This window comes from Thermoleptolyngbya sp. C42_A2020_037 (genome assembly GCF_015272455.1).
Taxonomy (GTDB): domain Bacteria; phylum Cyanobacteriota; class Cyanobacteriia; order Elainellales; family Elainellaceae; genus Thermoleptolyngbya.
Genome location: NZ_JACYLP010000046.1, coordinates 32,623 through 45,292, shown reverse-complemented (window position 1 = coordinate 45,292; position 12,670 = coordinate 32,623). Strand labels below are relative to the sequence as shown.

Sequence of the window (12,670 nt, the reverse complement as noted above, 5' to 3'; positions counted from 1 at the left end):
CTCCTGTTTTCTGGGTTTTAGCTCGGTCGATCCGATGGGTCGGTCGAGCTTTTACTTTGCGGAGGCGGCTGATAAGAATGCGGCCGGTTGGGATCTTGCAGAACTGCGGCGATCGCTCTTGATCTGGTACACCAACCACGGCCGAGACTTGCCCTGGCGACGCAGCCGCGACCCCTATGCGATCTGGATTTCGGAAATCATGCTCCAGCAAACCCAGGTGAAAACAGTGATTCCCTACTACGAGCGCTGGCTGACGCAGTTTCCTACCGTGACCGCACTGGCCGCCGCTGACCAAACCCAAGTCCTCAAAGCCTGGGAAGGGCTGGGGTACTATGCTCGTGCCCGCAATCTGCATCGTGCTGCCCAGGTGATCGTCGAGCAACATGGCGGCCAGTTTCCCGCTGACCTGGTTACGGTGCTTACGCTACCCGGTATCGGGCGCACCACCGCTGGGGGCATCCTCAGTGCCGCATTTAACCAACCCGTACCCATTTTGGATGGTAATGTGAAGCGAGTGCTGGCGCGGCTGCTGGCGCTGGCAGTGCCGCCCAGTCGTGCTCTGGCTGCACTCTGGCAAGCGTCGGGAGCCATCCTCGATCCGCAGCGTCCGCGAGATTTTAACCAGGCGCTGATGGATCTGGGTGCGACCTGCTGCACGCCGCGCAATCCCGCTTGCCTGCTCTGTCCCTGGCGATCCCACTGTCTTGCCCATCAGCGAAACATGCAGAACGAATTACCGATTGCTGAAGCCCGCGCCCCGCTGCCCCACAAGCAAATCGGCGTGGCTGTCATCTGGAACGAGCAGGGAGATATCTTGATCGATCGGCGCAAGCCCGAAGGACTGCTGGGCGGGCTATGGGAATTTCCAGGCGGCAAGATCGAGCCGGGCGAAACGGTGCAAGACTGTATCCGCCGCGAAATTCGGGAAGAATTGGGCATTGAAATCGAAGTGGGCGATCGCCTGATGGTTATCGACCACGCCTACACCCATTTCCGCGTCACGCTGAATGTCTATCACTGCCGCCACGTCAGCGGCGACCCCCAGCCCATCGAATGCGATGAGGTGCGCTGGGTGACAGCAGCAGAGCTAGACCAGTTTCCCTTTCCCAAGGCGAACCTGCAAATTATCGAGGCAATCCGAGCAGCAAGCGCTTAGGAGTCTGAGGAATCTGAATAGGAATCTGAATTTTTAGCAAAAGCTTCAGCGGCACGCGCAGTCGGAGCGTGCCGAATTTTGATGGTTTCTCTTCTCTAAGGCTGAATTTCTCTGAACCTGAATTTCTCTGAGGCTGAATTACTTCGCGACCTGCGGTTCTAGCGACGGGGGGGCAGGGGAATCGGTGGTCTTGCCGTTGTTCAGCGCCCCATCCAGCAGCGGCGTGTCCTTCTGGAACACGGGCAGATCGAACCAGAAGGTTGTCCCCACGCCGACTTCGCTCACCAGATGCACGCGGCTATGGTGCTTTTCGATGATATTCCGCACGATGGACAGCCCCAGACCTGTACCCTCCAGCGTGTGAACCCGGTTCTCCACCCGGAAGAAGCGATCGAAGATGCAGGACTGATCTTCAGCGTCGATGCCAATGCCCGTATCCGACACCTCCACACGCACGCAGGTCGCCAAGTGGGGATGCTCCGGTTCGCAGCCCATCGCGTAGGCGCGAATTGCGATGCGCCCCCCTGCCTGGGTAAATTTCAGCGCGTTGCCCAGCAGGTTATTCAGCACTTGCAGCAACAGGTCATAGTTGCCTAGCACCGTCGGCAGGTGTGGCTCCACATCCTGCACCAGTTCGATTGCCTTGTCGCGGGCGTTGAGCTGGTGGGTGCGGAGGGTCTGCTCGATGGGCTGCGTCAGGTCGATCGCCTCGAAGTGATAGCGCTTGCTAGACTCCAGACGCGATAGATCCAGCACGTCGTTGACCAGGCGCGTCAGGCGATCGGTTTCCCGGTTTGCCGTTTCCAGGAATTCCCGCTTCTCGTCGTTGCTTAGGTCTTCGCCATACTCATGCAGCGTTTCGATGAACGACTTGATGTTAAACAGCGGGGTTCGCAATTCGTGCGATACGTTGCTGATGAACTGGCTTTTGGCTTCGTTTAGCTCCACCTCGCGGGTGATGTCCTGCACCGTGATGGCGATGCCTTTCACATTTTCGCGGGACTGATCCAGCACCGTATTCAGCAGCACCCGCAGCGTCCGGTTGACGGGTTCTGGCACGGCGATGGTGAACTCTGACTCAGCGCGATCGCGCAGCATGTCCGACGATAGCCCTTCCTGCGTAATCTCTTGCAGCGGCTGGCTGAGGGCTGCTTTGACTGGCTCTGGCAAAAGATTTAGCACGGGCTGCCCCAGTAAATCCGGCGTGTTGTCCCAGCCAAACAGGCGGCGTGCCGTGGGGTTCACCAGGATCACGTCCATATCGGAATCGAGCAGCACCGCCCCATCGGCAATCGTAGACACCAGCGTTTCCAGCTTGGCCTTTTCAGCGGTCAGTTCTTCGATGTTTTGCTCTTCGTAGCGCTCCAGCCGCTCCGCCATTTCGTTGAAGTTCAGAATCAGTTCGCCCAGTTCTCCGCCAAAGGGCAGGTCGATGCGCTGCTTAAAATTCCCGGCGGCAATATTTTTCACGCCCACCAGCAGTTCCTTGATCGGCTTGGTGATTTGCAGCGCGTTAAACACCGCCCCCAAGATCACCATCACCCAGATGGACACGAAAACGGCGATTGTCACGTCTCGCGTCAGGTGAGAGGACGTGACCACAGTGGGGTTTGGATTTGTGCCAATGGCTAAAACGCCCAGGTACTTGCCGTTGTAGTTCAGCGGCACGAAGACATCCGTCACTTCTCCATCGGGCGTGAGGTGCTGGCGCACCATCGGATATTCCAGCGCCGGGTTAAAGTTTTCGGGAAGCTGCATCCGGCGACGGATGGTGAGCGAGTTTTGCACCTCGGACTGGGAATAGGGAATGCCGAAGAAAATTTCGCCATCGGCATCGGCGTAGAGCATGTAGCGGACGCTGGAGGTGCTGCTGTAGAAGCGCTGGGAGAAACGAGCCAGTTCCGTCAGGTTGTTTTCGCCCACCAGCGGCGCAACGTTGGCCGACAGCAACAAGCCCAGGTCGCTGCCAAAGCGTGTGTCGTTGAGCCGCGCATCCTGCTGAATTGAGTTCACGGCCCAAAAGGTCAGCCCGCTCATCAGCAGCGACACCATCAGCGTGCCGATCGCCATCAGCTTGGTCTGGAGCGTAAATTCCGACCACCAGCGGCGAATGATGTCTTGGAGTTGCTTTAGCAGATTTAGCAAAGCCGCACTATCTACCCAGAATGCAAGATAAGCAAGGATTCTAACAGTACCAGGAGCCATGATGCGCCCTGGTCATTTGCCAAAAATGTGTTCTTTTTATCATACAACCGTCTTCACCGTGACATGCGGCGTTGGGGTTCTACTGCTATGCTCCGTCACGCTATTCCTGCCAGTAGGCGCTGCAACTGGGCGTGGATCTCGGCATTTACGTGGTCAATGTGAAAGCGGTGGCTGGCGAAAGATTGGGCGGCGATCGCCCTCCGCCCTCCTGTTTCTGGCTGCTGGAAACACTGCTGTATCGCAGCGGCTAGCGCAACGGCATCACCCGGCGACGTCAGCCAGCCCGTTTTTTCTGGATCAATCAATTCCCTCACGCCGCCTGCGTCGGCGGCAACGACCGGGCGACCACAGAGCATTCCTTCCACCACCACGCGCCCAAAGGGTTCCGGGGCGGTAGAGGTGTGGGCGATCAGGTCGCAGGCGTGCATTAGCGAGACCACGTCGGACTGGAAACCCAAGAACCGGACGCGATCGCCCAACCCCAGCGCCTCGACCTGCCGCCACAATTGTTTCGCATACTCTTCTTCGCCAAACAGGGACTCACCTACTAGCACAGCGGCGACCGACGGCGGGCACGCTGCCAGCGCCTCGAGCAGCACATGCTGCCCTTTCCACGGCGACAATCGACTAAAATGCCCGACCACAAAGGAATTCTCTAGCCCCCAGGCTCGTCGCAGCGTCTCGCGGTCTTGAGCAGGTTGGCGATAGAGGTCGGGCTGGAAGCCGTTGTAGATTACGACCGTGCGATCGCCCTTTCCGCCTGCGTCGATGAGCGCCTGCCGACTGGCTTGGGAATTGGCAATCACCAGCGCGGCCCGATTGGCCAGCGTTACGGCGATGCGGCGGTTGGTGGGGCTGAAGTGGTCGAGCGAGAGGATGTCATGCAGATGATAGACCAGCGGGCGGCGGGTCAGAAAGCTGGCGATCGCCCCCACCACCAGGGCTTTTTGCGTATTGGCGTAAATCAGGTCATAATCTCGTGCCAGCTTCGCCACACGACCGATCAGCGGTGCAAGCTGCTTTAGGCTCATCAAGCCTTGCCGCAGCCCGCTTTCTTTGCGGACTCGCAGCCCGTCCTGCATCAGCACTTGCACCGGGATCTGGCGCTGCTCCAGCAGAGTTTTGAACGAACCGTCGGCAAACAGGGCCACTCGGCAGGTTTCCCGATAGGGCGCAGCGATGTCGAGCAGGCAAAGCTCCGCGCCGCCTGGTTTGCCACTTTGGTCAAGAAACAGAATTTTCATCAGCCGGGGATGAATCTGGAAGACCTGTCAGAGAAATTGTCTGGAAACAGCGGATCAGGTTTGATTTTGGATTTTAGATTTTGGATTTTAGATTTTGGATTTTGGCAGGTTTTGGCAAAATTTTGGCAGCCTGTGTCGCCGGGATGCTTGGCATTCTCAATCATCGTATTGGAAACTGGCGTATTGGAAACGGATGCAACGGCTAGTGCAGTGTCGGCATGGGAGGCGTGAGAAGCTGCGTGGGACAGAGACGGAAGGTGGCATGGGATGCCAGATGGAAGGCAGCAGTGTGGGCGGTCGGCTGTGTGCTGGCGGTGGAGGGGGTTGGCACAGGAGACAGTTGGGCCCAGACGGCTCAACCGTCTCCTGTGCCTTCGCCCATGCTGGCAGAGCGATCGCTCCGCGTGGGCGTAAAGCCGATTGAGCCGTTTGTGTTTGCCGCAGAGCAGGGCAACCCGACGGGCTATAGCATTGACCTGTGGACGGCGATCGCCCCCCAGATCAACGCCCAAACCCGGTATGTGGTCTATGACACTACGCCGGAACTGCTGGATGCCTTGCGCCGGGGCGAAGTCGATGTGGCGATCGCGGGCATTTCCATCACCGCCAGCCGGGAAGCCACAGGACTCGACTTTTCTCACCCCACCTATGAGGCCGGGCTGCAATTACTGGTGATGCGATCGCAAAAATCCCAGGTTGCTCGGCTGCTCGATTATCTGGGCGGCGGCAGAGCCTTGCAAGCGGTCGGACGTGTTTTGCTTAGCTCGATCGTTGTCGGATTTTTGATTTGGCTATTTGAACGGCGACACAATTCCCACTTTCAGCATGGGCCCCTAGCGGGCATCGGTCAAGGCATCTGGTTTGCCGTGGTGACGCTGGGCACTTTCGGCTATGGCGATGTCACGCCTGTGGGCTTACCGGGGCGCATTGTGGCGGGTCTCTGGATGGGGGTTAGCTTTTTCATCCTGGCGGATTTTATCTCGGCGATGACGACTGCCCGCCAGCAGGCCGCTCCGGTGCAAAGCCTGAGCGACCTTGCCGGACAGCCCATCGGTGCAAGCCAGGGCACGACTGCCGATTATTTTTTGCGAACCAAGCCCGTGAAGCGAGTGCCAATGGAGGATTTAGAAGCCTCGCTGAGGGCATTGCGGTCGGGCGAAGTGGTGGCAATTGTGATAGACCGTCCTGTGGCAGAATACCTGACGGTTCAAGAGCCTGACCTGGTGATGGCGGGCGATCGCCTCAGCCGGGAACACTACGGCATTGCCCTGCGGGAGGGCGACGACCTCCGCGAAGAGATCAATCGCGCCCTGCTAACCCTGCAAGAAAAGGAATACTTCGAGTTTTTGTGCCGCAAATGGTTTGGAGAGCCGCAGCAGCAGTGATTAGGGCATCCTTAGAACTTATGCAGTTGGACAATTTCTCGCGGGCGCAACCTGTGAGAAATTGTCCAAAACCCAAAGCGCTTATCGCAAGTGCGTAAGCCCTGATCCTATTAACCTGGCAATATTTGATCTGCATTCCGAACCCCCCTCATCCCCCAGCTGCTTCTTCCAGAGCGGGCTTAACGCCTTCGGGTGACCAGAAATGGTGAGGGAGGTTGGCAACGTTGCACATCTCGTTTGGACGTTTAGCCTAGAGCGGCTAACCTAGAGCGGCATGAATCTGCGATCGCGCTTCTTTCAGTGCCTCTGCTAGCTTGCTGGGGTCGCGGCCGCCGGCCTGGGCAAAGTTGGGTCGGCCGCCGCCGCCGCCGCCGCAGAGTTTGGCGATCGCCCCGATCAGCTTTCCGGCTTGCAGTCCTTTTTGGTTGACCGTTGGGCTAAAGGCGGCGACGAGGGCGACTTTATCGGCGGCGGGGGCAGAACCTAGGAAAACTGCACCTTCGCCTAGCTTTTGTAGCAGGCGCTCAGCGGCGGTTTTTAGCGCATCTGCGTCGGCACCGGGCATTTCTGCCACCAGGATTTTGAAATCGCCCAGCGTCTCTGCTTGGTCGAGCAGTTGGTCAGACTGGGCGATCGCCAGTTCTGCCTTCAACGCGGCGAGTTCTTTCTGAGTCACCTTTAGCTCGTCCTGAAGCGCGGTGATGCGGTCGGGAATCTCTTCGGGCTTGGCTTTGAAGCGATCGCCCAAGTCGCGCACCACCCTGTCGCGCAGGTTCAGGTATTCCAGCACCGCAGGCCCCGCAACGGCCTCGATGCGGCGTACCCCAGCAGACACGCCCGTTTCTGAGATGATCTTGAACAGACCAATTTCGGCTGTATTGCTGACGTGGGTGCCGCCGCACAGCTCCATCGACACGCCGGGAAAGTCGATAACACGCACCTCGTCGGCGTATTTTTCACCAAACATGGCGGTTGCGCCCTTGGCTTTGGCAGTGGCTAGCGGCATAATGGACACGTCTGCTGCGTGGGCTTCGGCAATCCAGGTATTCACCTGGTCTTCGATCTGCTGAATTTCCTCCGCCGTCAGCGGCCGCGCCAGGTTATAGTCAAACCGCAATCGGTCAAAGGCGACCATTGATCCCTGCTGACCAATGTTTTCATCAATGAGTTTCTTCAGCGCAGCCTGAAGCAGGTGCGTCGCCGTGTGGTTGGCTTGGGCGCGGCGGCGGCAAGCGAGGTCGATCTGGGCAGTGAGGCGATCGCCCGTTTTCAGCGTGCCCGCTTCCACTGTGCCAAAGTGAACGAAAATCGCTCCATCCTTTTGCACGTCTTGAACGCGCACCCGCAGTCCTGCTTCACCCAGCAAAATGCCGCGATCGCCCACCTGCCCGCCCGATTCGGCATAAAACGGCGTTTGGTCGAGAATCACCTGCACGTCGGTTCCCGCAGCGGCCGTGTCCACAGGCTTGCCCTGCACTAGCACCAGCTTCACCTCTGCCTCCGCTTGCGGCTGGGTATAGCCCAGGAAACTGGTTTCATGCAGATGCTCCGCCAGCGTGTCGAGGCTGCCCTGCACGGTGAGGTCGATGGTTTCGTGGGCGGCCCGAGCGCGATCGCGCTGTTTCTCCATCTCTACTTCAAAGCCGTCGGTGTCCACCGTCAGTCCTGCTTCTTCGGCGATTTCCTGGGTTAGCTCTAGCGGAAAGCCGTAGGTGTCGTAGAGCGTGAAGGCATCCTGTCCTGAAATCTGCCCCTTTGCAGGCAACTTGGCAATGATGTCTGCCAGCAGCTTTTCGCCGCGCTCCAGGGTTTCCAGAAAACGGGATTCTTCTAGCGCCAGTTCGGCCTTGATGGCTTTTTCGCGCTGGCGCAGGTTGGGGTAGGCAGCTTCAGCAAGGGCGATCGCCGACTCGGCAACTTGCGTAATAAACGGCTGCTCAATGCCAATCAGCCGACCGTGACGCACCACACGGCGAATTAGGCGACGCAGCACATAGCCGCGCCCCAAGTTAGAGGCATTCACCCCATCGGCAATCAAATGCGTTACCGCCCGCACATGGTCGCCGATCACCTTCAACGAGGTTTTGGTCTTTTCGTCACACGCAGCATAGTCCAGCCCTGCAATCTGCGCTGCGGTCTGGATAATCGGGAAAATCAGGTCAGTTTCGTAGTTGTTCGGCACGCGCTGGAGAATCTGCGCCATTCGCTCCAACCCCATGCCCGTGTCGATGTTCTGCGCCGACAGGGGAGTCAGGTTACCCTCCGCGTCCTGGTTATATTGCATAAACACCAGGTTATAGAACTCGATGAAGCGGGTGTCGTCTTCTAGATCGATATGATCATCGCCCCGCTCTGGGTGAAAGTCGTAGTAAATCTCGGAGCAGGGGCCGCAGGGGCCCGTCGGGCCAGACTGCCAGAAGTTGTCCTTCTCATCCATCCGTTTAATGCGAGCTTCGGGAATGCCGATCTGGTCGCGCCAGATGGCGAACGCTTCGTCGTCTTCTCGAAACACACTGACCACCAATCGTTCTGGGGGCAGCTTGAAGACTTCGGTCGAGAGTTCCCACGCCCAGGCGATCGCCTTTTCTTTGAAATAGTCGCCAAAGCTAAAGTTGCCCAGCATTTCAAAGAAGGTATGGTGACGAGCCGTGCGGCCGACGTTCTCGATGTCGTTGGTGCGAATGCACTTCTGCGAGGAAGTGGCACGGGGAAACTCGGCGGCCCGCTGCCCCAGGAAAATTGGCTTGAACGGCAGCATTCCGGCGATCGTCAGCAGCACCGTCGGATCTTCGGGCACCAGCGACGCGCTGGGGAGAACCTGATGCCCCCGCTCGGCGTAGAAGTCGAGAAAGGTCTGACGAATCTGCGCCCCGCTGAGGTTGGGCGGCTGGGTCGAAGCGGCAGAAGGGGACGGCGATTTGGGCGGCGATTTAGGCATAGATCAACTCGAAACAGGCCGAGAGAGGGATTGGAGATCAGGGCTGCAAGCAGTTGCAGGCAGGGCTGGGCTAAGGGGGTGTGGCTCAGGATAGGGGCGATCGCACGAGTCTTGATGAACCCAATACGGCTTGCTAAATCGCTCAGGCAGACGCTTGCAAGCCGAACAACTGCAAGCCGAACAACTGCGAGCCGAACAATTGCAAGCCACACAATTGGAACGACGCAAATCCTATCAAAAATCCTGGTTACTACGATCTTGCTATCTGGCTGGCAGATTCAGCAACCCAAAAATCAGGAAATGCTGAGAGAATTTTGCCGGACTTTGGGTATCCTGATAAGACCCATCAGCACCGTATCAGCAACAGCACATTATTAACAGCACATCATTCAGATAAGAGTATCAGCCATTAGTGGTGTTTTGGGGGTCTTAGAGGTGTCAATGATGTATGGCGGCGTGCCATCCCGCACTACTTCACAGAGCCAGCTTCACAAAATCAGTCAGCAATTCCACATTAGGCAGTGTTTTGAGGCTTTTTAGGTCTTTGATTGCCTTGAGTCGATTCCCCTAAATTCCCCTTAACAAGGGGGACTTCCAGAGTGGTTCGGCTCGGTTTCCCCTTTTAACGGGGGCTATGGGGGAGCAAGGGGCTTCAAAGCACACCCTAATCAAGAGTGACGTTTTGATGATAAGCGTCCTGAGATTTCTCTGTGTTCTCATGTGGCAGGTTTGTGGTAGTTTCAGGTGTGGCGATTGAGATAACTGACCGAAATCTTCCAAAGCAGGGCTTTATTGAACCAAATTTGGCGCTAATGCAGGTCCAGTGGATATCGATCGCTGGCTGCTGATGCAAGCGTTGCAGACTACAGAGGTTTAGAGTCTTGCTGACCACGCCAATTGCAGATTCAGTCCTGCCAGTTTTTCCAATGCTGGTTTCTTTACATTTTGAAACCCGCAGTTTGCCCGTATGTTGCTGTGTAGACCATTGCAGTTGGATTCTGGACTTGGCTGCTTCGACTGACGTGTGTGGTTTCTGAGAAGGACTACTCCACCCGTTTGTGCTTTTACTCCTCTCAATCTCACTCCTCTCACTATCCTGGGTTGTGCATTATCTGTATTATCTGTAACGCTGCATTTATCTGCGCGGTACCTGTTTTGGAGTCTCCTTTATCAAGGATGAATCTGTATAAAAGCACTTCAGGAGTCGCTGTACTTGCTGTTCAGTTCTGTTACAGGATTGTATTAAACGCCCGGATTTATGGAGGTGTGCAGCTTGAGGCTTCATGAATGTATCAGATTGAGTATATTTTTACACTTCAAAATACAGTCATGAATTGGAAAAACTAAGAAAAGCATGAAAATTACTCTGCAAATTCCGAAATGACGAGTTCGGCCGATGTATCCATTCTTATCCGTAGTGTCATTAGGTTAGAGAATGCTTATATTGGGCCGATCTTGTGTTGATTCTATTTTTAATGCCCTACGCAGCGTGGGGATTTAACTAAATTGCTTTTGCAAGATTTCTTTTGCAAAGCCGAGTCTGACGATACGCCTGATTTTCTATTGAAGATGATTTAGCGGCTGGAGAGGGTTCTCTTCAAGCTGTTTAGGCATTTGTTAGCTTAGGCAAACAGGCGATTCATCAATTTGGCTGTTAGTCTTTTAAGTTTTCCAGGTAGGCTCCGCATTCCATGGACGCTTCGATTCTCATTGTGGGGGATCGCGAATTTCTGGCATCCCTTTCGGCTCTAACCCCTGATCTGGCGGCGTTTACTCTGGAGGTTGCGCCCAATCCGCACGAAGCAACGCCGCTGATTCAGGCGCAGCAGCCCGACTTGTTGATTATCCAGGCGACTCAGCCGGGTAGCCTGGATCTGTGTCAGCGGGTCAAGGCACAGAGCCATCTGGCGTGGATCTATTGCGTGGTGGTGGATGATCGGCAGCCGCCTCTTGTGGGTGAACTGGGCGATCGCCCTCAAGACGAGGCGCATCTAGAAACTTCGGCCCTGATCATGGGGGCGGATGCCTATGTGAAGCTGTGGCGAGCCGAGTTGCAGAATAAGTCGTCTGAAAAAAGCGATCAGTCACTCATCAGTGCCTATGTGCAGGCGGGGCTGCGGCGTGTGCAAAACCATCGAGAGTTAATTCGCACCAATGATATTTTATCGGCGATCGCCCTGTCAGACCCGCTCACCGAGCTAAACAACCGCCGCGCCTTTGAGTGGGAACTGCCCCGGCAGATTCATAATGCACGGCTGCGGGGAATGCCCATTAGTCTACTGATGCTGGATGTGGACTTCTTTAAGAGCATCAACGACACCTACGGACATCTGGTGGGCGATCGCGCTCTACAGCTAATTGCGTCGCGGCTGCGGCACAACCTGCGCTTTTATGACACGCCATTTCGCTATGGCGGCGAAGAGTTTGTGATTATTCTCAGCGATACGGGCAATCAGGAAGCAGAGGCGATCGCCAATCGCATCTGTCGGCTGATCAGCGACCAGCCGTTTGTCATCGACGACTCCCTCGACCTCAACATCACCATCAGTGCAGGCACTGCATCGCTGTTGGTGCAGGACGATGCGCGGGGCATCAGCCTGCTGCGCCGGGCCGATCAAAACCTCCTGCGGGCAAAGGCGCTGGGTCGCAATCGGGTCGTCGGGGGACAGGAGAGCGATGCACCGGGCGAAAGCGGGCTGGGCAATCCTGATCCTTCTCCTGCACACGAGTCATGAAGCCCTATCAGCAGGTGGCGATTGAGGACTGCGGCGAGCCGCTGGTAGAACTCCCCGCAGACGAATTTGCACGGGTAGACCCCCATCCCTACGCGGTGCTGGGTGCGCCCTATGGCGATCGCTCTCCGTTTTTTGTGCGGCAAGGTGTGCTGGAGCGGCTGCGGCTGGCCCAGGCAAACTTGCAGGAACGCTGCCCCGGCTGGCGCATCCAGATTTTCGATGCCTATCGCCCCATCACCGTGCAGCAGTTCATGGTGGACTATACCTTTCAAGACCTGGTGCGATCGCACGGACTAGACCCTGCCACGCTCAGCGCGGCCCAGCAGCATGACTTCTGGCAGCAGGTCTACCGGTTTTGGGCAGTGCCCAGCCATAATCCTGCCATGCCACCGCCCCACAGCACGGGCGCAGCCGTCGATGTCACCCTGCTCGATGCCAGCGGTCAACCCGCCGAGATGGGTTCTCCAATCGACGAACTCAGCCCCCGCTCCTACCCCGATTACTTTGCGCCTTACGCCGACCCCACTTCCGACCGCTATGACCCAGCGCGGGCGATCGCCCACCAAAACCGCCAGCATCTAGCCACTGCCATGCAGTCAGCGGGGTTCTGTCGCCATCCCAATGAATGGTGGCATTTTTCGATCGGCGATCAGCTTTGGGCCTGGCTCAAAAGTTCAGATTGCTCGGCGCTGGCCCGGTCAAATTCGGCTTGTGCAAATTTAGACGACACGGTGGAAAACGCAAACCAGCGCGTGGTTGCACGATATGGTGCGGTTTGAATTGATACCCGAAGGTACAGAAGGGGTAGTGCAAGTATATTCATTTCCACCCAGAATTATTCGATATCTAAATTTGATATCTTCTTTGGAATGGGCGATCGCTCTTCAACGGTATTGAAATAGACGAAATCAGGCGAATTCAGGTCAAGCTTTTATTCGCTTGACAGTTCGTAATTTAAGTGTAAAGAGTCTCCGTGTATACCGGGTTGGCGCTGGCTGTACGGATGG

Annotated in this window: 8 protein-coding genes; 5 read left to right on the top strand and 3 right to left on the bottom strand. The window is 56.6% G+C overall.

Annotation, left to right across the window (positions count from 1 at the left end; genetic code table 11):
* The first annotated feature begins 34 nt into the window (after positions 1–34).
* On the top strand, positions 35–1,156 hold the full coding sequence (mutY, locus tag IGS16_RS15640; protein WP_367185804.1) for an A/G-specific adenine glycosylase: 1,122 nt from the start codon (positions 35–37) through the stop codon (positions 1,154–1,156).
* Positions 1,157–1,294: 138 nt separating this feature from the next.
* On the opposite strand, the gene nblS is transcribed toward mutY, so the two are convergent.
* Both nblS and IGS16_RS15630 read right to left on the bottom strand, forming a co-directional pair.
* Entirely contained in the window at positions 1,295–3,301 is a 2,007-nt protein-coding gene (gene nblS / locus IGS16_RS15635; protein ID WP_297087089.1) for a two-component system sensor histidine kinase NblS, read from the bottom strand.
* A gap of 155 nt (positions 3,302–3,456) precedes the next feature.
* Positions 3,457–4,605 carry a glycosyltransferase gene (locus IGS16_RS15630; RefSeq protein ID WP_297086971.1) on the bottom strand — a complete coding sequence of 383 codons (1,149 nt, stop codon included), beginning with the start codon at positions 4,603–4,605 and terminating at the stop codon, positions 3,457–3,459.
* Between the two features lie 9 nt (positions 4,606–4,614).
* Between IGS16_RS15630 and IGS16_RS15625 the strand changes: the two genes are divergently transcribed.
* Positions 4,615–4,836 carry a hypothetical protein gene (locus IGS16_RS15625; RefSeq protein ID WP_297086969.1) on the top strand — a complete coding sequence of 74 codons (222 nt, stop codon included), beginning with the start codon at positions 4,615–4,617 and terminating at the stop codon, positions 4,834–4,836.
* 8 nt (positions 4,837–4,844) lie between these two features.
* Positions 4,845–5,990, top strand: coding sequence for a transporter substrate-binding domain-containing protein (locus tag IGS16_RS15620; protein ID WP_297086968.1), 1,146 nt, complete (start codon positions 4,845–4,847; stop codon positions 5,988–5,990).
* Between the two features lie 259 nt (positions 5,991–6,249).
* Here the strand turns inward: IGS16_RS15620 and alaS are convergent, their stop codons facing one another.
* Positions 6,250–8,928: an alanine--tRNA ligase gene (gene alaS, locus IGS16_RS15615; RefSeq protein ID WP_297086966.1), complete on the bottom strand. Its 2,679-nt coding sequence runs from the start codon at positions 8,926–8,928 to the stop codon at positions 6,250–6,252.
* Positions 8,929–10,619: 1,691 nt separating this feature from the next.
* Here alaS and IGS16_RS15610 point away from each other — a divergent pair.
* Together IGS16_RS15610 and IGS16_RS15605 are read left to right on the top strand one after the other, a co-directional pair.
* Entirely contained in the window at positions 10,620–11,663 is a 1,044-nt protein-coding gene (locus tag IGS16_RS15610; RefSeq protein ID WP_297086964.1) for a diguanylate cyclase, read from the top strand.
* A complete protein-coding gene (locus IGS16_RS15605) occupies positions 11,660–12,442 on the top strand; it encodes a M15 family metallopeptidase (protein WP_297086962.1) in 783 nt (260 codons plus the stop codon). Before IGS16_RS15610 ends, IGS16_RS15605 begins: the two co-directional genes overlap by 4 nt.
* The last annotated feature ends 228 nt before the right edge of the window (positions 12,443–12,670 follow it).